The organism is Urbifossiella limnaea, assembly GCF_007747215.1.
In the GTDB taxonomy this organism is placed as follows: Bacteria; Planctomycetota; Planctomycetia; order Gemmatales; family Gemmataceae; genus Urbifossiella; species Urbifossiella limnaea.
Genome location: NZ_CP036273.1, coordinates 1352387 through 1373109, shown reverse-complemented (window position 1 = coordinate 1373109; position 20723 = coordinate 1352387). Strand labels below are relative to the sequence as shown.

At 72.9% G+C, this 20723-nt stretch carries 17 protein-coding genes; 11 read left to right on the top strand and 6 right to left on the bottom strand.

The window, feature by feature from the left end; all coding sequences use genetic code 11:
- Window positions 1–71: 71 nt before the first annotated feature.
- The 3 genes from ETAA1_RS05500 to ETAA1_RS05490 all read left to right on the top strand — a co-directional run bounded on the left by ETAA1_RS05500 (window position 72) and on the right by ETAA1_RS05490 (window position 4576).
- Complete coding sequence (locus ETAA1_RS05500; RefSeq protein ID WP_145235049.1) at window positions 72–659, top strand: ECF-type sigma factor; 588 nt, start codon at window positions 72–74, stop codon at window positions 657–659.
- On the top strand, window positions 656–2716 hold the full coding sequence (locus ETAA1_RS05495) for a bifunctional serine/threonine-protein kinase/formylglycine-generating enzyme family protein (RefSeq protein WP_145235047.1): 2061 nt from the start codon (window positions 656–658) through the stop codon (window positions 2714–2716). Before ETAA1_RS05500 ends, ETAA1_RS05495 begins: the two co-directional genes overlap by 4 nt.
- An 81-nt stretch (window positions 2717–2797) precedes the next feature.
- Window positions 2798–4576, top strand: a complete 1779-nt coding sequence (locus ETAA1_RS05490; RefSeq protein ID WP_145235045.1) for a cytochrome c3 family protein — start codon at window positions 2798–2800, stop codon at window positions 4574–4576.
- A 59-nt stretch (window positions 4577–4635) separates the two neighbouring features.
- Here the strand turns inward: ETAA1_RS05490 and nagB are convergent, their stop codons facing one another.
- Window positions 4636–6513 (bottom strand): glucosamine-6-phosphate deaminase, encoded by a 1878-nt coding sequence (gene nagB / locus ETAA1_RS05485; protein ID WP_145235044.1) that lies wholly within the window; start codon window positions 6511–6513, stop codon window positions 4636–4638.
- Window positions 6514–6770: 257 nt separating this feature from the next.
- Between nagB and ETAA1_RS05480 the strand changes: the two genes are divergently transcribed.
- From ETAA1_RS05480 to ETAA1_RS05465, 4 genes are all read left to right on the top strand, one after another.
- Window positions 6771–6968 carry a hypothetical protein gene (locus ETAA1_RS05480; protein ID WP_145235042.1) on the top strand — a complete coding sequence of 66 codons (198 nt, stop codon included), beginning with the start codon at window positions 6771–6773 and terminating at the stop codon, window positions 6966–6968.
- A 56-nt stretch (window positions 6969–7024) separates the two neighbouring features.
- Window positions 7025–7924 (top strand): tyrosine recombinase XerC, encoded by a 900-nt coding sequence (xerC, locus tag ETAA1_RS05475; protein ID WP_145244577.1) that lies wholly within the window; start codon window positions 7025–7027, stop codon window positions 7922–7924.
- A gap of 29 nt (window positions 7925–7953) precedes the next feature.
- The gene (locus ETAA1_RS05470) at window positions 7954–9108 is read left to right on the top strand and encodes a thioredoxin family protein (RefSeq protein WP_145235040.1); all 1155 of its coding nucleotides are present in this window, start codon (window positions 7954–7956) and stop codon (window positions 9106–9108) included.
- A 68-nt stretch (window positions 9109–9176) separates the two neighbouring features.
- The gene (locus tag ETAA1_RS05465; RefSeq protein WP_145235039.1) at window positions 9177–9893 is read left to right on the top strand and encodes a nucleotidyltransferase family protein; all 717 of its coding nucleotides are present in this window, start codon (window positions 9177–9179) and stop codon (window positions 9891–9893) included.
- Window positions 9894–9955: 62 nt separating this feature from the next.
- On the opposite strand, the gene ETAA1_RS05460 is transcribed toward ETAA1_RS05465, so the two are convergent.
- On the bottom strand, window positions 9956–10861 hold the full coding sequence (locus ETAA1_RS05460) for a thiamine-phosphate kinase (RefSeq protein ID WP_145235037.1): 906 nt from the start codon (window positions 10859–10861) through the stop codon (window positions 9956–9958).
- Between the two features lie 267 nt (window positions 10862–11128).
- Here ETAA1_RS05460 and ETAA1_RS05455 point away from each other — a divergent pair, with 267 nt between their 5' ends.
- Window positions 11129–12967 (top strand): WD40 repeat domain-containing protein, encoded by a 1839-nt coding sequence (locus ETAA1_RS05455; RefSeq protein WP_145235035.1) that lies wholly within the window; start codon window positions 11129–11131, stop codon window positions 12965–12967.
- A 61-nt stretch (window positions 12968–13028) separates the two neighbouring features.
- Here the strand turns inward: ETAA1_RS05455 and ETAA1_RS05450 are convergent, their stop codons facing one another.
- Both ETAA1_RS05450 and ETAA1_RS05445 read right to left on the bottom strand, forming a co-directional pair.
- On the bottom strand, window positions 13029–13256 hold the full coding sequence (locus ETAA1_RS05450) for a TFIIB-type zinc ribbon-containing protein (protein ID WP_202920681.1): 228 nt from the start codon (window positions 13254–13256) through the stop codon (window positions 13029–13031).
- Window positions 13253–13630, bottom strand: a complete 378-nt coding sequence (locus ETAA1_RS05445; RefSeq protein ID WP_145235033.1) for an HPF/RaiA family ribosome-associated protein — start codon at window positions 13628–13630, stop codon at window positions 13253–13255. Before ETAA1_RS05445 ends, ETAA1_RS05450 begins: the two co-directional genes overlap by 4 nt.
- Window positions 13631–13764: 134 nt before the next feature.
- Between ETAA1_RS05445 and ETAA1_RS05440 the strand changes: the two genes are divergently transcribed.
- Entirely contained in the window at window positions 13765–14640 is an 876-nt protein-coding gene (locus ETAA1_RS05440; protein WP_145235031.1) for a LysR family transcriptional regulator, read from the top strand.
- A 121-nt stretch (window positions 14641–14761) separates the two neighbouring features.
- Here ETAA1_RS05440 and ETAA1_RS05435 read toward each other — a convergent pair whose 3' ends face one another.
- Window positions 14762–16315, bottom strand: a complete 1554-nt coding sequence (locus ETAA1_RS05435) for an RNA polymerase sigma factor RpoD/SigA (RefSeq protein WP_145235029.1) — start codon at window positions 16313–16315, stop codon at window positions 14762–14764.
- A 406-nt stretch (window positions 16316–16721) separates the two neighbouring features.
- A complete protein-coding gene (locus ETAA1_RS05430; protein WP_145235028.1) occupies window positions 16722–19241 on the bottom strand; it encodes a tetratricopeptide repeat protein in 2520 nt (839 codons plus the stop codon).
- Window positions 19242–19472: 231 nt separating this feature from the next.
- On the opposite strand from ETAA1_RS05430, the gene ETAA1_RS05425 reads away from it, so the two are divergent.
- Both ETAA1_RS05425 and ETAA1_RS05420 read left to right on the top strand, forming a co-directional pair.
- Entirely contained in the window at window positions 19473–19934 is a 462-nt protein-coding gene (locus ETAA1_RS05425; RefSeq protein WP_145235027.1) for a hypothetical protein, read from the top strand.
- 348 nt (window positions 19935–20282) lie between these two features.
- Window positions 20283–20702, top strand: coding sequence for a cytochrome c (locus ETAA1_RS05420; protein WP_145235025.1), 420 nt, complete (start codon window positions 20283–20285; stop codon window positions 20700–20702).
- Window positions 20703–20723 lie beyond the last annotated feature (21 nt).

Sequence of the window (20723 nt, the reverse complement as noted above, 5' to 3'; positions counted from 1 at the left end):
CCGGCTCGGACACGGCTCGCCGGGCGGCCGGCGGGTGCGACAAAAATTCCGCGGCGGGCTAAAATCCCGCCATGTCCGCCGACGGCAGCATCACCCGCTGGATCGCCGACCTGCGCCGCGGCGACGACGCGGCGGCCGGCGAGCTGTGGGCCGCGTACTTCGCCCGCATGGTCGCCGTCGCCGGCCGCAAGCTCGCCGCCGCCGGCCGCACCGCCGACGACGAGGACGCCGCCCTCAGCGCGTTCAAGAGCTTTTGCCTCGGGGCGAAGGCCGGCCGCTTCCCGCAGCTCACCGACCGCGACAACCTGTGGCCGCTGCTGCTCGCCCTCACCGCCCACAAGTGCGTCGATCAGGTCCGCCACGCCACCCGCCTGAAGCGCGGCGGCCCCGCGGGCCACGTCGCCGCCGACCTCGAAGTCGTCACCTCGCGCGAGCCGACGCCCGAGTTGCTGGCCGAGGTGAACGAACAGCTCGTGGCGCTGCTCGACCGCCTCGACCGCACCGGCGACCCGGCCCTGCGGCGGATCGCGCTGTGGAAACTGGAGGGCGAATCGACCGACGACATCGCCGAGCGCCTCGGCTGCTCGCGGCGCACGGTCGAGCGCAAGCTGGCGGTCGTGGAGATGGTGTGGGACCGCGACGAGGGGGGCGACCCGTGAGCGCGGACTCCGGGTTCGCCGGCCTGCCGCTCGACGCAGTCCTGCGCGTGAACGCCCGCTGCGACGCCTTCGAGGCGGCCCTGCGGTCCGGCGGCCGGCCCCGGCCCGACGAGTTCCTCGGCGACGCGACCGGCGCCGAGCGCGACACGCTGCTCGTCCACCTCGCCGCGGTCGCCGTCGACTACTACGAGCCGACGCCCGACGAGTTCGTCCGCCGACTCGCCGCCGAGGGGCTGACCCCCGATCCCTTCGACGCCGCCGGCACGACCGCCGAACTCGCCGAACGGCTGACCGCGACCGGCGCGCTGACGGCGTACCAGGCTGGCGTACTGAGGTCGGCGCGGCCGCACCCGCTGGCGCTGAACGACTACGTCATCCTCGACCGCGTCGCGGCCGGCGGCATGGGCACCGTCTACCGCGCCGTCCACCGGCGGATGCGGCGCGAGGTGGCGCTGAAGGTGGTGGCCGACGGGGGGTGGTTCCGCCGCGAGGCCGAGGCCGCCGGCCGCCTCGCTCACCCCAACATCGTCACCGCCTACGACGCCGGCGAGGCGCGCGGCGTGTCCTACCTGGCGTCCGAATTCGTCGCCGGCACCGACCTGCGCCGCCGGGTGTTGGAGCACGGCCCGCTGTCCGTGCCCGACGCCGTGCGGGCGATCCGCGACGCCGCCGCGGGACTGGCCTACGCCCACGGCTGTGGCGTGATCCACCGCGACGTGAAGCCGGCGAACCTGATCTGCACGCCGGCCGGCGACGTGCGCGTGCTCGACGTGGGGCTGGCCCGCGTCGCCCACCGCGCCGGCTCGGCCGACGACCTGTCGCTGGTCGTCGGCACGCCCGGCTACATGGCCCCCGAGCAGACCGCTGATCCCGCCGCGGTCGACGCCCGCGCCGACGTGTACGCCCTCGGCCGCACCCTCGCATTCCTGCTGACCGGCCGCACCCCGACGGGCGATGACACCCCGCTGTCGCCGGACGCGCCGCCGGCGCTGGCCGCGCTGTGTCGCCGGATGACGGCGCCGGACCCGGCCGACCGCCCCGCGGCGATGGCGGACGTGCTCGGCGCGCTGGACGCCTTCGGCCGGCGACGCCGCGGGTGGCAAGTGACGGTCGGCCTCCTCGTCGTCGCCGGCGGGCTCGGGCTCGTGTTCCGGCCGAGCGACCCGCCGCCGCCGATCCCGCCGCGGCCGCTACCCACCTTGCGCGAAGTGCCGTTCGACGCCGCCGCGTATCAGGCCGAGTGGGCCGCCGCGCTCGGCGAGCCCGTCGAGATCGAGCCGCTCCCCGGCCTGAAGGCGCGGCTGATTCCGCCCGGCCGCTTCCTCATGGGGACGCCCGCCGACCCGCTCGACGCCTGGATCGCGGCCGAGCCGAACGTGACTGTCCGCGAGCGCCTCCGCGGCGAAGTCGCGCGGCCGGCCGGGGTCGCCGAGCCCTTCTACCTCGCCTCGACCGAGACGACGGTCGCCCTGTTCCGCCGCTTCGTGACGGCCCAGAACCCGCCGTACCGGACGACCGCCGAGCGCGACGGCGGCGTCGGCTACCGGCTGAAGCCGGACGGCAACTGGACGGTGGAGCCCGGCCCGACATGGAGGCAGGCCGGCGAACAACCGCTGACCGACGCGCACCCGGTCGGCAACCTCGGCCGCGACGACTGCGCCGACTTCTGCCGGTGGCTGACGCGCGAACTCGGCGGCCGCTACGAGTGCCGGCTGCCGACGGAGGTGGAGTGGGAGTACGGCTGCCGGGCGGGCGAGCCGGGCCTGTGGGCGTGCGGGTCGGACGCGGCCGGGCTCGGCCCGCTGGCGTGGTTCACCGGCACCGTTGACGCCGCCGACGGCCGCTTCCGCCCGGTCGGACGGAAGGCGCCGAACCGGTTCGGCCTGTTCGACGTTCACGGGAACCTGGAGGAGTGGTGCGGCGACGGCGGCGGCGTGCTGCGCGGCGGTCACGTTCGCAGCGGCGCCGGCGGGGTGCGCAGCGCCGCCCGCTCGCCGGCGAAGCCGACCGAGCCCCGCGGCGGGTTCCGCGTCGCGCTCGTGGTGTCGGGTCGGTAGCGGGTCGACGCCACGCGACGGCCGTTCCGCCGCCCGGCCGGGCGCGGTACACTCGGACATCAACCCGAGTCGGGGGCGACGATGACGGGTAAGGTCTGGGCGGCGGTCGGCGTTCTGACGGCGCTCGCCGCCGGGGCGTGGTGGTACACCCACCCGCGCCCCGCCCTTCCCGACCCGCCCGCGCCACCCGCCGACACGCCGCACGTCGCCGCCGTTTCGACCGACTGCGCGGACTGCCACCGCCGCGAGTACGACACCTGGTTCCGCACGTACCACCGCACCATGACCCGCGACGCCGCCCCCGACACGGTCAAGGGCGACTTCGCCGGCGCCGCCTACGAGTACGCTGGCGTCGTCACCCGCGCCACCCGCCGGGGCGACGAGTTCTACCTGGAGACGGCCGACCCGGGCCGCGCGGCCCGCACCACCGAGTACCGCGTCGACCGGGTGGTGGGGTCGCACTGGATTCAGGAGTACCTGCACCGGGCTCCGACCGGGCAGTACGTGCGGCTGCCGGTGCTGTACCACCTCGGCGAGCGGCGCTGGGTCCACAGCCACGGCGGGTTCCTCGCCCCGGAGTCGGCCGACTTCTGGGAGCACAGCCGCGGGGCCGTGTGGAACGCCAGCTGCCTGTACTGCCACAACACCGGCCCGCGGAAGAACCCGGTCCGCGACGCGCTCGGCCGCCCCGCCGGGTTCCGCACCGAGGTGGCCGAACTGGGGATCTCGTGCGAGGCGTGCCACGGCCCGGGCGACGCGCACCTGCGGAAGCAGCGCGGCGACACGATCCACCCGGCGGACGACGTGGTGCACCCGGGCCGGCTGCCGGTGGCGCGGCGCGACGAGGTGTGCGGGCGGTGCCACGGGGCGCTGGTGCCGAAGCCGGAGGCGTGGGACCGGGTGACGCACCGCGACCCGTTCGTGCCGGGCCGGCCGCTCGAGGTGTTCAACCACGTCTTCCGCTCCGAGGGCGAGCAGGCGGCGCTGGCCGCCGGCCGGCCGAAGGCGAAGGAGCGGCCGACGCCCGACCCGACCGACGGCCGCTTCTGGGGCGACGGCACGCCGCTGACCACGGCGCTGGAGTTCAACGGGCTGCAACTGTCGGCGTGCTACGAGAACGGCACCGGCCGGCTGAGCTGCATGACGTGCCACGCCATGCACGGCGACGAGCCGAACATGCTGGTCCGCCCCGCGGCCCGCGGCAACGACGCGTGCCTGTCTTGCCACCCGGCGTACCGCGAGAAGCTGACCGAGCACACCCGCCACGCGGCCGACGGGGCGGGGAGCCTGTGCTACTCGTGCCACATGCCGCACCAGGTGTACTCGCTGATGACGACGCACCGGTCGCACCGCATCCAGACGCCGGAGCTGGCCGACAGCGTCGGCACGGGGAAGCCGCACGCCTGCAACCTGTGCCATCTCGACAAGTCGCTCGGGTGGACGAAGGCGGAGCTGGCGAAGTGGCCCGGCCCGGCCGGCAAGCGAGCCGCGGCGGTGAAGCTGGACGTCGACGACGAGGCGAACTCGGCGGCGGTGCTGGCGCTGCTGCGCGGCGACGCGCGGACGCGGGCGGTGGTGGCGGGGGCGTTCTCGCACGAGGCGGCGAAGCGGGCCGGCGGCGCCGACTGGCACGGCGCGGTGCTGACGCGGCTACTCGAAGAGGAGCGCTACCCGGTGGTGCGCTACCTGATGGGGCGGGCGCTGCCGGACCCGTTCGACGCGCTGGCGGCGCCCGCGGTGAGGCGGGCGCGGCTGCTGGAGTTGCGGGGGCGGTACGGCCCGCCGGTGAAGCCGACGGCGGCCGACTGGGCTCGCCTGCGGGCGGGGAGGAACGACCCGGACGTGACCGTGAACGAGTAGTTCGGTTGCCGCGTGCGGCTTCGCGCTACCCAACGCAAAGCCGCGAGCGGCGAAACCGCTTATTCCTTCCACCGCACGAACGCTTCCATCGCGTAGTACTCGGGGAGGCCGAGCGCGTCGTAGGTCTTCGCGGTGGCGATGTTGCGGTCCTCGGCGCGCTGCCAGAACTCGCGGCGGTCGGTGCCGCCGGGGAACATCGCCCGGTCCTTCTGGCTCTGGTGGCGGAAGATCGCCTGCTTCTTCTGCTCCAGCACGTCCGGGCTCAGCGGCACCGCCATCTCGATCTCGTGCGGCTCCCACTCCTCCCACGCCCCGCGGTACAGCCACACCTCGCTCGTCAGCCCCTTCGGCCGGGCCTGCCGCACCGCCGCGAAGATCGCCTCGGCGCACAGCCGGTGCGTCCCGTGCGGGTCCGACATCTCGCCCGCCACGTACACCTGCGCCGGCTGCAGCCGCAGCATCAGCTTCTCCAGGTCGCTCACGTCGTCCTGGTGGACCGGGTCCTTCGTCACGCGGCCGGTCTGGTAGAAGCGGAGGTTCATAAACTCGAGCTGCTCCGGCGGTATGCCGCAGGCCAGCGCCGCGGCGCGGGCCTCGGTGGCGCGGATCAGCCCCTTCACCTTCAACAGCTCCGGCGCGTCCGGCTGGCCGGCCTTCTTCGTCGCCAGGAACGTCTCGACGCGCTGCTTCACCGTGCCGGCCGTGGAGTGCTCGCCGACCGACCCGAACGCCGCCAGGAACTCCTCGACGAAGTCGATGAACCGCCGGGCGTCGTGGTCGAAGACGGCGATGTTGCCGCTGGTCATGTACGCGACGTGGACGGTGTGCCCCTGCTGCACCAGCCGGATGATCGTGCCGCCCATCGAGATCACGTCGTCGTCCGGGTGCGGGGAGAACACCAGGATGGTCTTCGGATTCCCCTTCGCGGGGCCGGCGGGGAACGGCGTGATCGTCGTCATGCGGTCGTGGAACACGGCCTCGCCGATCCGCGTCGCCGGGCCTTGCTCGCGCAGCAGCTCGTACAGGTGGTGGTCGCGGAAGTCCTCGTCGCCGAGCATCTGCAAGCCCTTGCCCACCGACAGCGACAGGTGCACGACGGCGCGCCGCACCAGTTCCGGCGTCCACTCGGCCGGCCCGACCTCCCACGACCGCTTGATGGCGGTGAGTTCGGCCGCGGCCGCGTCGTCGAGCACGACCGTGGCGTCCGGGTGCTCTTGCAGGAAGCTCGCGGAGACGGCTTCCGTGGGCGGCTGCTCGAGCGCCTTGAACACAACGCCGGCCTTGTGCTCGCCGTACGCCATGAGGAACAGCCGGCGGGCGTCGAGGATGCTGGCGACGCCCATCGTGATGGCCTGCGCCGGTACGTTCTCCTCGCCGAAGAAGCCGGGGGCGGCGTCGCGGCGGGTGATGCCGTCGAGCGTCACCATGCGGGTGCGGCTGTTCCGCGGGCTGCCGGGCTCGTTGAACCCGATGTGCCCGGTGCGGCCGATGCCGAGGATCTGAATGTCGATGCCGCCGGCGGCGCGGATCCGCTTCTCGTAGTCGGCGCAGAAGCGGTCCACGTCCTCGGCGGCGAGGGTGCCGTCGGGGACGTGGATGTTCCCCCACGGGATGTTGACGTGGTTGAAGAACGTCTCGTGCATCCACCGGAAGTACGAGTGCGCGTCCTCCTTCGGCATCGGCAGGTATTCGTCGAGGTTGAACGTCACGACCCGCGACAGGTCGAGCCCTTCCTCCTTGTGGAGGCGGATGAGTTCGCGGTACAGGCCGACGGGCGTGGACCCGGTGGCGAGGCCCAGGACCGTGGGCTTGCCGGCCGCGTTGCGGGCGCGGACGAGCTTGTCGATCTCGCGGGCGACGTACTTCGACCCGTCGGCGGCGGTGGGGAACCGCAGGGCGGGGACGCGGGTGTGCGGGAGCGGGTGTGGGGTGGCCATGCGGGTGTTGTAGCGGCGCGCGGGAGCGCGGCGAGCGCCCGGCGCCTCTCGTACCCGTGTTGCCGCTTGCGGCTTCGCGTTCCGCAGCGCGAAGCCGCAAGCGGCAACACGGGTGCCGGTCGCGCCGGTTACGCCACCTCTTCCCCATCCCGCCCCGCTTCGCGCCGCGGGTTTCGCTCCAGCGGCACGCTCGCACGGCCGATACCGGGAGGGTGTCGCGGTCCGTTCCGGCCCGCGACCGCCGCCGGGGGACGAGGGTGCCACGCGAGCTCAACGTCCTGGCCCTGTTCAAGGGCGACGAGAAGTTCCTGTTCGTCTACGACGACGACAGCCGCGACGCCCTCGTCGACGACATTCGCCACCAGGCCGCCGACCCCGCCGTCGCCATCAGCTGGTTCGACGCCGCGGTCCTCACCGAGCGGGTGCGGAACCCCACGGTCGCCGCCGAGTTGTAGACGACCCCTCACGCCGCACGGACGCGACACCCTCGCCCGGGGCGGATCATTTGACGCTGGAAGTCGCCCTCGCCGAGTTCCTCACCCACCTCGGCCTGGAGCGGAACGCCTCCGACAAGACGGTCAAGTCCTACCGCGAGGACCTGACCCAGGCGCTCGGGTTCGCCCGCGAGCGGCTCAAGCAGGGCTCCGTCGCCCCCGCCGACTGGACCACGCGGCTGCTCCGCGCGTTCGTGGCGTGGCTGCACGAGCAGAGCTACGCCAAGTCCACCATCGCCCGCCGGCTGGCGGCGGTGCGGTCGTTCGGGAAGTACCTGTGCCGGCAGGGGGTACTGCAGCAGAACCCCGCGCTGGCGCTGCGCGGCCCGCGGCTGGAGAAGAAGCTGCCGCACTTCCTGACCGTGGCGGACGTGCAGAAGTTGCTCGCGGCGCCCGACGCGAGCGCGTGGGCCGGTTCCCGCGATCGCGCCCTTCTTGAGACGCTGTACTCCGCGGGCCTGCGCGTCAGCGAACTGGTTGGCCTCGACCTCGCCGACGCCGACCTCAATGATGGTGTGGTCGTCGTCCGCGGTAAGGGGAAGAAGGAACGGCTCGCCCTGCTCGGGCCGGCGGCGGTGTCGGCGATTCAGGCCTGGCTCCCGGAGCGGGCGGCGTTGTTACAACGGGCCGGGGCGGACTCCCCGGCGGTCTTCCTGAACAAGGACGGGGGGCGGCTCACGGCGCGGAGCGTCGGGCGGCTGCTCACCGGGTACCTGCGGCTGGCCGGGCTCGACCCCCGCACCAGCCCGCACACCCTCCGGCACAGCTTCGCCACGCATCTGCTCGATGCGGGGGCGGACATCCGGGGGGTGCAGGAGCTGCTGGGTCACAAGAGCCTGAACACCACGCAGGTGTACACGCACGTGACGACCCAGCGGCTCCAGGACAGCTACCGGAAGGCGCACCCGCGGTCGTAACGCACCACGTCTGACTTCGGGGATCGACCATGCGCTTCCGTCCCGTCGCGGCCGCGGCCGCCCTGCTGCTGCTCGTCACCGTGGCCCCGCGGGCCGCCCACGCGCAGCCCGCCGCCGGCGTGGCCTGGCGCACCGACTACAACACGGCCCGCAAGGAGGCCGCCGACCGCGGCCTGCCGCTGCTCATCGTCGTCGGCACCGACGACTGCTTCTACTGCCGTAAGCTCGACGCCACCACCTTCAAGAGCCCCGCCGTCACGCAGTTGACGGCGAACGGCTTCGTCCCGCTGAAGGTGAACGCCAGCCACGACGCGAACTTGTCCAAGGCGCTGCGGGTGAACGTGTACCCGACCACGGTGCTGGCCGGCGCCGACGGTAAAATCCACGCCTTCATCGAGGGCTACCTCGAACCCGACCGCTACGCCGAGCACATGCGCCGGGCCGTCACGCTGTCCGCGACCGCGGACTGGATGGCCCGCGACTTCCACGAGGCGGGCAAGGCCGCGGGCGCCGGCGATTACCCGCGGGCCGTGTCGCTGCTCCGCGCCGTGGTGAAGGACGCCGGCGAGCGGCCGGTCGGCGTGAAGGCCCGCGAGGTGCTCGCCGGCATCGAGCAGCAAGCCGCCGGCCGGCTGGCGAAGGCCCGCGAGCTGGAGACGCGCGGCGCCACCCCCGAGGCGATGGACGAACTCGCCGGCCTGATGCGGACGTTCTCCGGCACCCAGGCCGCGGCCGACGCCGCCGGGATGCTGGCGGGGCTGGCCGACCGTCCCGAGACGCGCGAGAACCAGCGCTCGCGCCTGAGCCGCGACCTGCTGGCGACGGCGCGCGACGACTTCCGCGCCGGCCGCTACCAGGACTGCCTCCAGCGCTGCGACCAGCTGACCGTGGCGTTCGCCGACCGGCCCGAAGCACGCGACGCGTCGGCGCTGGCGGCGGACGTGCGGGACAACCCGGAGCGGCTGGCGACGGCGTGCGAGCAAATGAACGAGAAGACGGCGGCGATGTACCTGACGCTGGCCGAAAGCTGGCAGCGCCGCGGCAACGCCCGCGAGGCGACGGCGTGCCTGGAGCGCGTCACCCGGCTGGTGCCGGGCACCCGCCAGGCCGAGCAGGCGCAGACGCGGCTGGCCGCGCTGCAGGGCCGCGAGCCGGCGAGCGCCGCGAGCTTCCAGCGGCCGTGATTCTCGCCGCTCGCGGCGTAGCGGCGTCTACCCCGCTACGCCGCGAGCGGCGGAACTACACTGCCCCCATGTCTCACCCCCTCGACGGCGTTACCGCGGCCATTCTCGCCGGCGGCCTCGGCACCCGCCTCCGCTCCGTCGTCGCCGACCGGCCGAAGGTGCTCGCCCCCGTCGCCGGCCGGCCGTACCTGGCGCACCTCCTCGACCCCCTCGCCGCGGCCGGCGTCCGCGAGACGGTGCTGCTCACCGGCTACGGCGCCGATCAGGTACGCGCCGCGTTCGGCGACGAACACCACGGCATGACGCTCCGCTACTCCGTGGAGCCGGAGCCGCTCGGCACCGGCGGCGCCGTCCGCCACGCGACCGAACTTCTGACCGGCCGCGCCGTCTTGCTGCTGAACGGTGATTCGTTTTGTGCTCTCGACCTGCCAGCGTTCGTCGACGCCGTCCCCGTCGGACTCGTCGGCATGGCGCTGGCCCGCGTCCCCGACGTGTCCCGCTACGGCGCCGTGACGCTCGACGCGACGCACCGCGTGACGGCGTTCGTCGAGAAGGGCGGCGCGACGGGAGAGGGGTGGATCAACGCCGGGGTCTACCTCATCCCGCGGGAGCGGCTAACGGACATTCCCGCGGGCCGGTCCGTGTCGCTGGAGCGCGAGGTGCTGCCGGCGTGGGTGGCGGCGCCGGGCGTGGTCGGCGTGCCGGGCGGGCGGTTCATCGACATCGGCACGCCGGAGTCGTTCGCGGCGGCGGCGGCGTTCTTCGCAGGCGAGCGGCCCGCGTGAGCGGGCTGTTCCTGAGCACATCTGGCGCGCTCAGGAACAGCCCGCTCACGCGGGCCGCTCGCCTACAGCTCGTGCACCCACCCCGTCGGCGCCAGCGGCCGCCGCCCGCCGCCCTCGTTCAGCCACAGCCCCGCGGCCACGCACTCGCCGATCTTCACCAGCCCCGCGACCGGCGGCTCGCGCAACAGCCGCTCGCCGTCGGCCGCGCTCACGGTGAACACCAGCTCGAAGTCCTCGCCGTCGCCCAGCGCGTGCGCCAGCGGCGGCTTCCCTGTCGCCTTCGCCAACTCGACCGCGTCCGCGTGAACCGGCACCGCCGCGGCGTCGATCACCGCCCCGCAGCAGCTCTCCTCCAGGATGTGATTCAGGTCGGCGGCCAGCCCGTCGCTGATGTCGATCATTGCGTGCAGATCTACGGCGTTGTGCAGCCGCAGTGCCTCGCGCACCCGCGGCGTCGGCGTCAGGTGACGGCCGCGGATGCTGCCGCCGACGGGGCCGGTCACGAACAGCCAGTCGCCCGGCTTCGCCCCGGAACGGAGAACCGGCCCGCGCGCCGTCGCCTCCCCGAGCAGCGTGACCGCTACGACCAGCGCCCCGGCCCAGCTGTTCGTGTCGCCGCCGACCACCGCCACGCCGAATTCGTCCGCCACGTCGCGGATTCCGTCGTAGATTTCCTCGCCGACGGAACGCCCACCCGCCGGCAGCGCCACCGCCACGACGGCCGCGGTCGGCACCCCGGCCATCGCCGCGATGTCCGAGAGGTTCACCGCCATCGCCTTCCGCCCCGCGGCACGAGCTCCGACCTCCGACAAGATGAAGTCGGTGCCGTCGGTGAGCAGGTCGGTGGTGACGAGCAGCGGCCGCCCGGACGGCGCCAGTACGGCGCAGTCGTCGCCCGGCCCGACCGGCACCCGCGGGTCGGCCGGCGTCCGGGAGCGGAGCCAGGCGATGTAGTCGAATTCGGGCATTTGTTGGCCAGAGGTTGGAATTGGCAGGGCGGGATCGACCGGTTGACGCGACCCGTCCAACCTCTACTCCCAACCCCCAAACTACAACCTCTCCAGTCCGACCGCCGTCGGTAACGATCGCGCCCATCTTTTCAGCTGTGCCAAGAATTCCTGTTAGGCAGAATTTCCCTCCCCGCCCGCCGGAATTTCTCGCGCCGCGCGAAAACCTGTTCTAGACTGCGGTACGCCCCCCGTCCCGCATCCGCACCGGCCTGAAAGGTTTGCGAGATGTCCACCCCCTCCCCAGCCGCCCCGACCGACGACGCCGCCAAGCCTTCGCCGCTCGTCGGCCGCGTATACGGCGAACCCCGCTTCCACGCCGACGGTGACGTGGCCGCGGTCGCGTTCGCCCCGGACGGGTCCGTGCGGTCGGTCGACGAATCGGGCGTCCTCCACCACTGGGCCGCCGACGGCCGGCAACTCGCCCGGCACTACCTCAGCGACCTCGAAACCCTCTGGGCGTTCTCGCCCGACGCGGGGCTGCTGGCCAGCGGCAACGACGACCTCATCCTGTGGGACGCCGCCGCCGGGCAACTCGTCCGCCGCTTCGCCCAGGACTCGTGGGTCACCGCCGTCGCCTTCAGCGCCGACGGCCGCACCGTCGCCAGCGGGCACGACGACGGGACGGTCCGCCTGTGGGACGTGGCGAGCCAGAAGCCGCTCGGCAAGTTTCTGGCGCACCCCAAGCCGATCAGCGCCGTCGCCTTCTCGCCGACGGGCGACCACCTGGCCACGGCCGGGGAAGACCGGTTGGTCCGGGTGTGGGACAACTTCTCGCACAAGCTCGTCGGCGACCTGCGGAGCCACACCGACCGCATCCCGGCGCTGGCCTGGAGCCCCGACGGAGCCCTGCTCGTGTCCGCCGGCTGGGACACGTCCGCCCGCGTGTGGAAAGTCGGCACCCCCGACCCCCTCATGCTGCTGAACAGCCACGCCGATCAGGTCACACAACTGGCGTGGAGCCCCGACGGCAAGCGACTGGCGTGCGCCGACTCGGACTTCGACATCTACCTCTGGTCGGACGCCGCAGCGGGTACGGTCGCCCACGTCCTCCGCGGCCACGCCGACGACGTGCGGACGCTGGCGTTCAGCCCGGACGGCACCCGACTGGCCAGCGCCGGCCTCGACCGCGTCGTTCACGTCTGGGACACGCAGACCGGCAAGCTCGTGGCGGGGCCGAACCCGACCGGCCGGCACGCCATCGCGGTCGTGCCCGGCCCGGCGCCGAAGCTCGCCAGCACGGCCGGTCCGAGCGTGCGGGTGTGGGACGCGACCACGGGCGCCGAGGTCGCATCCACCGGCGTGTGCGGCGCGGCCAGTGTCGCGGCCAGCCCGGACGGCAAGTGGCTCGCGGTCGGCGGCGTCGATCACCGGACGCGCCTGTGCGACGCCCCGACCGGCGCCGTGGCCCGTACCCTCGAAGCCACCAAGCCGCCGGTCGGGGCGGTGGCGTTCTCCCCGGACTCGAAGCGGCTGGCTCACACGAGCCCGGCCGACGGGCTCGTTTGGGTGTGGCAGACCGAGGGCACCGGCGACGCCGAGCTGATCCTGATCGAGGCGGCCGACGGCTGCACGCTCGAAGGGCTGGCCTTCCACCCGGACGGTAACCGCCTGGCGTGCGGCGGCATCGACTACCTCTCGACCGGCGAGCGCGACGGGGCCGTGTGCCTGTGGGATTTGACGACGAAGGAGCGGGCTTTCACCCTGGACGTGGGCGTGCGGGCCGTCGCCTTCGACCCGGCCGGGAAGTACCTGGCCGCGGCCGGCGTGACGGACACGGTGTTCGTGTGGGACGTGGACACGCAGGAGGCGGTGTTCGAGCTGGCCGGCCACCAGGAGACGGTCCACGCGGTGGCCTTCGACCCGAGCGGCAGCTACCTCGTCAGCGGCGGCGACGACATGACGGTGCGCGTGTGGGACGTGCTGAGCGGCCGGCTGCTGGTGTCGCGGGAGTTCGACTCGCCGGTGCAGGCGCTGGCGTTCAGCGCGGACGGCTCGCAGCTGTTCCTCGGCAACGGCAACACGACGTGCTACCAGGTCGAGTTCAAGAAGCTGCTGGACGACTGAGCGTGCCGGCCGCCCGCGGCTTCGCGGCTCGCGCCGCGCCGCCGCAAGCGGCCGGGTTGTGTCAGTCGAAGTCGAACAGCCGGCGGAGGAAGCCGTCCTTCTTGCGGGCCTGCGGCGGGCGGCGGTCCTCGTCGTCGTCCGGCCGCCACACCGGCTCGCGGGTCATCAACTTCTCCAGCTCGCCGCGGTCGAGCCACACCCCCCGGCACCCCGGGCAGTACTCGATTTCGGTGTCGTACCGGACCATCGTCACGAGCGGGGCGGCGCACTTCGGGCAGTCGAGGTTCACGACCCACCCCCATTTCGGCGGACCGCGGCCGTCAGCCGCTTCAGCGCGGCCAGGAGCCGCAGCCGCCGGCCGCGGTCGACCCGGTCCAGCGCCCGGGCCACCGCCTGCCCGACCCGCTCGGCCGCCCCGCCGACGGCCGCCCGCAGCCCGGCCGCGCGGTGCCGCACGAACACCGGCGGGCCGTTGTCCAGGTTCACCGCCACCCGGCACGTCGTGTCGTCGCCGCCCTTCGGGCCGTTCTCGTCGGCGACGTACACATTCACCGACCGGACGTGCCCGGCGGCCCGGCCGAGGGCCGAGCTCAGCCGCTGTTCCGCGAACTCCCGCCCCACCGCCGTCAGGGCCACCGCGTTGGCCCGGATCGTGACTCGCATGGCTCGCTCCGCTCCAGGTTGGTCGGACTTCTCACCTCGATAAAATCCTATGCCCGGCGCCGCGTCATAGACAAATAGAATGGGCGAGAAGTTGGTATCGGTCTGCTCAATACCCCCGCCGCCGAGGCCCGGCCGTGAACTACCACCACCTCCACTACTTTTGGACCGTGGCCCGCGAAGGCGGCGTCAGCCGCGCCGCCGAGGTGCTCGGGGTGGCCCAGCCGACGGTCAGCGCCCAGCTCGCGGCGCTCGAGCGCGCCGTGAAGCAGCCGCTGTTCGTCCGCGGCGGCCGCGGGCTCACCCTCACCGAGGCCGGCAAGTTGGCCTACGACTACGCCGACGAAATCTTCCGCCTCGGCGGCGAGTTGCAGGCCGCGTTCGCCGAGGGGCGGGCGACCACACCGCGGTTGGTGGTCGGCGTCGCCGACGTGCTGCCGAAGCTGGTCGTCCACCGGCTGCTGGAGCCGGTGCTGGCGGGCGAGGAGCGGCTGGTGGTGGTGGAGGACAAGCCGGAGCGGCTGGTGGCCGAGCTGGCGCTGCACAACCTCGACGTGGTGCTGACCGACGGCCCGGCCCCGCCCGGCGTGAAGGTGCGGGCGTTCAACCACCTGCTGGGCGAGACGGGCACCACCTTCTGCGCGGCGCCGTCCGTGAAACTGGCCGGCCGGTTCCCGCGCAGCCTGGACGGGGCGCCGGTGCTGCTGCCGCTCGACTCGACGACGCTGCGGCGGGCGCTGGACCAATGGTTCGCCGAGGAAGGCGTGCGGCCGGTGGTGCGGGGCGAGTTCGCCGACACGGCGCTGATGAAGGTGTTCGGCGCCGCCGGGGCCGGCGTGTACCCGGTGCCGACGGCCGTGGAGGGCGACGCGCTGGAGCAGTACGGGGCGGTGGTGGTGGGCCGGGCGGAGCGGGTGCGGAACCGGGTGTACGCGGTGACGGTGCAGCGGAAGCTGCGCCACCCGGCGGTGGCCAAGGTGTGCGAGACGGCGCGGACGGACCTGTTCGGGTGACGCCTTCCGGTCACAGGAGTTTAGACGGGATAACAGGATGAACGGGATACCGAACCAAGACTGATGCCTTGGTTCGGTATCCCGTTCATCCTGTTATCCCGTCTAACTTCTTCTTCCGATCCTACCCCGGCTGGTGGTCCGCGAATTCCTCCAGCCGGGCGCTCCGCACCGGCTGACGCAGCTTCAGCAGCCCCCGCGCCTCGATCTGGCGGATTCGCTCCCGCGTGATGCCGTACAGGCGGGCCACCTCGTCCAGCGTCTTCGGCGTGCCGTCCTTCAGGCCGAACCGCAGTTCGATCACCTCGCGCTCCCGCGGGGCCAGCGAGCGCAACACCTCGCCGATGCGGTCGCGCAGCAGCCGCTGGTCCACGTGCTCGCCGGGCGTCGGCGTCTGGTGGTCGCTGAGGAAGTCCTCCAGCGCCCGCTCGCCCTCGCCGCCGACCGGCTCGTGCAGGCTCACCGGGTGACGGCCGACCACCCGCAGGCTGCGCGTCTCCTCGGTCTTCACGCCGAGGGCGAGCGCCAGTTCCTCGTTGGTGGGGTCGCGGCCGGTCGCGGCCGACATCTCGCTCCGCTTCCGCTCGATCTTCGCCATCATGCTGATCTGGTGGCACGGCACCCGCACCGTGCGGGCGTGGTCGTGCAGCGCCCGCGTGATCCCCTGCCGGATCCACCACGTGGCGTAGGTGCCGAACTTGAACTTCAGCCGCCACTCGTACTTGTCCACCGCCCGCATCAGGCCGCGGTTCCCCTCCTGGATCAGGTCGGCGAACGGCAGCCCGCGGTTGCGGTAGTTCTTGGCGATGCTCACCACGAGCCGGAGGTTCGCCTCCGCGAGTTCGCGCCGCACCCGCTGGTAGGCCAGCCGCCGCTTCCGGAGCACCCGCACCAGCCCGTCGAGTTCGTCGGGCATCAGCCCGGCCCGCAGGATGGCGTCGCGGAGCACCTTCTCGGCCTTGATCCGCTCGTTGCCGACGCTCAGCTTCTGGGCGCGGATGAGGTGCTTCAGCTCGTCCGCCATGTCGGTGAGCTCGTCGGTCCAGCGCTCCAGCAGTTCGGTGCGCGGCGAGAGTTCGGTGGCCAGCTTCCGACACTTCAGCACCCGCAACAGCCGGGCGTTCTTCCACACGGTGCGGTCGCCGGGGAACTCGTCGCGGACGCCGGCGGCGAATTCCTCCGCCTCCTGAGCCAGGAGCGTGCGCAGGGTGCCGAGGTTCTTCTCGAGGCGGTTGAGAATCTGCGGCCGCGACAGCGCCAGGTCCGGCGACGAGTACACGTCCACGTGCGGGTCGATGGGGACGCCGCCGCCGGCGATCTGCTCGAACTTGTCGGCGACGCGGGCCAGCACCCGGCCGCACAGCAGGGCGGCGGCGCGGAACCGGTCGCGGTGGTGTTCGAGCTTCTGCGCCAGCGCCGTCTCGCGCTCCTTGTTCAGGAGCGGGATGGCGCCCATCTGGCGGAGGTAGAGGCCGAGCGCGTCGTCGGGGCCGCCGGCGTACTCTTCCTCGGCCGGGGCGTCGCCCTCGGCGGCCGGCGCCTCGGCGGCCTCGCCCTCGTCGGCGTCGTCGTCATCCTCGTCGACCAGTTCGGGGTCGTCGTCGTCGAGGAGGTCGGCGGCCCGGGTGTCGGGGTCGTCGGTGGCGGCGGTCGGCTCGTGGTGGAACATCCGGGTCATATCGCGTCCGTTCCCCGGCCGGCGTGGCCCCGGCCGGCAATGGCGAGTTCGCTGCAGACGGTCGGCCGGCGGCACTCCGGCCGCGCCGACGGGTGGTGGTGCGAGTGTGGGCACGCCTGTTCCCTCGGCGCGACCCGTACAACTGATTCAGACGGCCTGGCGAGCCGCAGGGTTCGCCGGCGGCGGGAAAAGCTTCAAACCCACTATCATTATACCCGACGCTTTTCGCGGGTGTCGGGAAACGGCCCGCAAACTTTCCCCCGACCCCCCGGTCGGGCCGACCGGACGGGTCGGTCCGGCTTCGCCAGTCGCGCCAGTGTTACGCCGCCCGACGGCGGCACGGAGACGTGTGTTACCGCTTGCGGCGTAGCGGCGTCGACGCCGCTACGCCGCGAGCGGCGAAATCCTACCCCTTCCCGAGGCGGCGCAGCGCGTCCTTGGCGTCCCAGAAGCGCGGGTGCCCCTCGAACGCCGTCACCGCGTCGTACTCGCGGATCGCGTTCGCCGTGTCCTGCGCCGCCTCGTAGGCGCGGCCCAGCTGGTAGTGCGTGTCGGCGCCGGCCTTCAGGTAGCCCTTGTAGTCCTTGAGTGCCGCGATCGCCAGATCGGGCCGGTCCAGCTCGTCCAGGTACAGCTCGCCGAGAATCTTCGTCGCCGCGTACCACGCGTCCTCGTCGTCGCGGCTCCCCTTCGGGCTCTCGCGGATGTCCTCCAACAGCGAGATGCCCGCGTCGCGGTTCCCCTGCCGCAGCAGGCACCGCGCCCGGATCAGCCGCACGCCGTTCGCCTGCGGTTGCATCACCGTCGCCAGCGCCGCCAGGTGCGACGCCCACTCCAGCAGCTCCGGGTCGTCCGACTTGCCGTTCAGGATGCCCGACGCCTTCTTGACACAGTACGCCACGTCGAAGAAGCCGCTGACGCGCTCCCGCTTCGCCCGCAGCTGCTCCTCCGTGACCGAGAAGTAGTAACTGTCCTTCTTCTTCAGCAGGTCCGCGTCCGAGCTGCTGTAGGTGAGGCCGGTTTCGACCTGCACCAGCGCGTTCATCGGGTCCGAGGCCTTGGCGTACAGCTCGGCGCGGCGGCGGAAGATGTCCAGCTCGTTGCGGCCGCCGGCTTCCAGGTACAGGCCCAAACTGCCGATCGCCGCCTCGGGGTCGCCGCGGGCGTCGTCCAGGTCGGCGAGCTGCTTCAGCGCGGCGAGGTAAATCTCGCGCTGCGCCGCCGCCAGCCGCTTCGCCTTGAACAGGTCGAGGCCGGTGCGCTTCACCTGGTCGAGGTAGCCGCGGGCGGCCTCGGCGTCGGCGGCGGTGTCGGCGAGCTTGCGGAAGATGCTCGGGCCGCGCTCGGGCAGGCCGCGGCCGGCGATGCGGAGGTACGCCGCCCCGCGCTCGCGGCGCTCCGGGTCGGCGTCGTCGATCAGCGCCAGCCCCAACTGCTCGACGTACTCGTAGTTGAACTCCGCCGGCGGCCCGCCGGCCGACGCCGCGACGAACTCGGCCTCGGTGAGCTGGCTGTACAGCACCGCCTTGAACTCCTGCCCGTCGGCGCCGGCGCGCTCGGCCGCGGCGATGGCCTCGATGCGCCGGCCGGGCTTGTCGAGCTCGGCCCAGCCGAGGCGCTCCTGTAGCGCCGCCGGGCCGTGCTTCAGCGCCAGCTCCCACGCGGGGAACAACACCGACCGCCGCACTCCGGCGTGGTAGCCGGGCGTCTCGGGGTCGAGCAGCGTCGCCAGCGCGGTCGCCGCCGCGGGATAATCCTTCGCGTGCGTCAGGCTCACGGCGCGGAGGTAATCGACGCGCGCCTGGTACGCCGGCTTCTTCCGCGCCACCAGGTCGAGGAAGCGGTCGGCTTCCTCGCGCTCGGCGGGCGTGGGCGTGCGGCCGGCGAGCAGGAAGCGCTCGGCGCGGTCGAGGCACAGGCCGAAGTCGAGAATCTCGAGGAGCTCGGGCTCGCGGTCGAGCTTGGCGAGCGTCAGGTTCTCGTGCAGCCCGCGCATCCCGGCGGCGGCGAACGTGCTCTTGGGGTCGAGCTCCGTTGCGCGGCGGAAGAAGTACAGCGCCTCGCGGAGGCGGCCCAGGTTCTGGTAGCTGTACCCACGCAGGACGTGCTTGAACACGCGCAGCCCCGGCAGCACGCGGGTGGCGTACACGAAGTAGATCGTCACCGGCAGGAGCAGCGGCACCGCGGCGAAGTTCACCGCCGCGCCGCCGATGTTCATCAGGTGCAGGGCCGTGCCCATCGCGGCGCACAGCGCCATGATCTCGACCTCGCTCTCCTCCGCCTCCGCGCAGAAGGTGAGGAGGTAGAAGAACGGCAGGCCAATGAGGATGTACACGCCGAGGTTGAACCGCGCGGCGGCGTCCAGGCCGGGGAGCTTGTTGGCGTACTCGCCGCCGAGGTAGACGAACCCCGCGCCGAGCGCCAGCCCCACGCCGAACCGCCACCACGGGTCGGCGATCTGCCGGAGCCGGTACAGCCCGAACCCGAGCAGCGCCCCGCCGACGGCGCAGTACCCGAGCCAGTCGCCGGGCTTCGAGTTGTCGTCGGAGCGGACGTGCTTGATGTCGTCGAACGTGAGGCCGAACAGGTGGGCGATCGGTGCCGCCCACGGCTCCGCGAACTCGCGGCCGCTGAGCACCCCGGCGGCGAGGCCGAACACGACGCCGCCGTACACGAACGTCGGGCTTTCGAGCAGCACCAGCAGCGGGAAGGCGGTCCAGTTCTGCCACGGGCGGACGCCGCGCTTCAGCTGGAGAGCGGTGCCGCCGATCAGGCCGAGCACCAGCCCGGCGGTCATCCAGCCGAGCACCCACCACAAATCCACACGCACGGCGGACGGGTCGACGGCGACCTGGAGGGCGGCGAAGGCCCACAGGCCGAGGAACACGCCCTTGAGGATGTACTCGTTGCGGTGCCAGGCGGTCATTGCGCTTCCGGGGAGGTGCGGGCGGGCCGCCGGGCCGCCGGAAGGTCGGGGCGGGGCCGGGGATGCGGTCGTTCCCCCCGCGCGGGCCGCCGGAAGGTCGGGGCCGGGAGCGGGGCCGGTTCACCGGTGAGAATACGAGGTCGGCGCCGGGGCAGGAAGGGCGGCATGTCCTTGACGGCACCCACGGGGCGGCTTAGGATTGGCCTCGCCTCGTTCGACCGGAAGGCGCGAATGCCGCTCGCCCGCGGGTTTTCCCGGACCGCCGTGCTCGTCGCCCTGGTCGGGCAACTGACCACGGCGGTGGGCGTGCCCGTGTTCGCGGCGGTCGCCCCGGCCCGCGGCGGGTGCCGCGCCGGCAACTGCTCCTGCTCGATCCTCCGCCAGCACGCCGGCGGGTGCTGCTGCACCACCCCGGCGCCAACCCCGGCCCCCGCACCTCCGCCCGCCGGCGGCTGCCCTCACTGCAAGGCCGAAGCCCCGCCTGCGCCCGCCCCGGAGCCCGCGGCCGCCACGCTCGACCCCGGCCGCTGTCGGTGCGACCCGCCGGCGCCGGTCGCGGTCGATCCGGCGGTGCCGCCCGCGCCGCCCGTGGCGGCGGCCGGCGACCCGGCCTCGACACCGGCCGACCCCGTCGACCGACCCGTCGCCGTGCCGCGCCCGCAGACCCCGGCCGATCCCCCACCCCGATCCTGACCCGACCCCGTTCCGGATGTCGCGCGCCCGTCGGATGAATACCCGACTCCCGGCCCGCGTCTCAACCGGCGAGAGGTCGGCGCTACAACGATTGTCGTCACGGCGGCCGCGCGCGACGGAGACTCTTCGGATGGGTTCCTTCGTCGGTGACCGGCAACGGTTCGTTCGTCCGCCGTTCCGAGAGTCCAGCCGGCCGCGGGTTCGATTCCCGCCCGGGTCATTCCCTCCGCCGGGTGCGGGGGGTGTTCTTCCATCGGCCACCGGCACCGCCGGGGTCGAAAGCCCCGGCCGGAGGTCGGCCGGTGGTGTCGGTTTCGTTCCGCTGCTTACCTTGAGAGGGATCGCGCGATGACCAACACGTTCGTTCGGGTGGGGTTCACGGCCGCGGTCGCGGCCGCGCTGTTCGTGGCCGTCGGCACGCCGACCGTCGCCCAGGAGAAGGGGCTGACGATCAAGGACATCATGAAGGCCGGGCACGGCGGCACCGACCCGCTGCTGAAGCAGGTCATCTTCGCCGCCAAGGACGGCAAGTGGGACGCGGCCGTGGCCGCCGCCAAGAGCCTCGACTCGAACGCCGCCCTGCTGCACAAGGCGACCCCGAGCAAGGGCGGGGCGGACTCGTGGGAGAAGCTCGGCGGGGCGTACCACAAGAACACGTCGGCCCTGCTCGCGGCCGCCGAGAAGAAGAACGCCGACGGCGTGAAGACGTCGGCCGGCGCGATTCAGGGCTCGTGCAAGGCGTGCCACACGGCGCACAAGGGGAAGTAGTCCGACAGGCGAGCGGCCCGC